The organism is Tsuneonella sediminis (genome assembly GCF_051912845.1).
In the GTDB taxonomy this organism is placed as follows: Bacteria; Pseudomonadota; Alphaproteobacteria; order Sphingomonadales; family Sphingomonadaceae; genus Tsuneonella; species Tsuneonella sediminis.
In genome coordinates, this window is the sequence record NZ_JBNCBU010000008.1 from 1 (window position 1) to 549 (window position 549).

Below are 549 nucleotides of genomic sequence, written 5' to 3' on the forward strand. Positions count from 1 at the left end.
GTGCTGGCGCGGGTCGCCGCACGTCCAGCGGCGCGCGCCGGCTTAGGCGTTGGGGCAATGACGATCGCTGCGGCGCTCGTCATGGGCATCTTCGGTGCCGGTGTGCCCGCGAAGGAAGCCAGCGCGGCTTCGCTATCGCCCTTGGGGCCGGTGTCGCCGCTCGCGCCCTCCACGCTGCTCGTCGGCGTGCAATGAGCGGCCGCATCCGCCTTCTGCTTGGCATTGTCGCGTGCTTCATCGCCGCGATCATCGGTGTGTTCGTGGGGCGGGCGCTACTTCCGCCACGTGCCCAGCCCGGCTCGGAGCTGCACGACGTGCTGCATCATAAGCTGGCGCTGGACGCCAACCAGGAAGCGCGACTTGAAGTGCTGGAGCAGCGTTTCGCCGTGCAGCGGCGCGCATTCGAGCTGGAATTGCGGGCGAACAATGCCCGGCTCGCTGAAGCGATCGAGGCCGAGCATGGCAACGGGCCGCGCGTCGCCGCAGCGGTCGACCAGAGCCACGCCGTCATGGGCGAGCTCCAGAAAGCGACGCTGGCGCACATCTTCG

General features: G+C 69.0%; 2 protein-coding genes. Both read left to right on the top strand.

Annotated features, from left to right (window positions below; genetic code table 11):
- A partial coding sequence (locus ACPV3N_RS13445; protein ID WP_440118637.1) for a hypothetical protein occupies positions 1 to 195 on the top strand: 195 nt, incomplete at its 5' end.
- Positions 192 to 549: periplasmic heavy metal sensor (locus tag ACPV3N_RS13450; RefSeq protein WP_440118639.1), on the top strand; the 358-nt coding region annotated here is incomplete at its 3' end. The genes ACPV3N_RS13445 and ACPV3N_RS13450, both read left to right, overlap by 4 nt.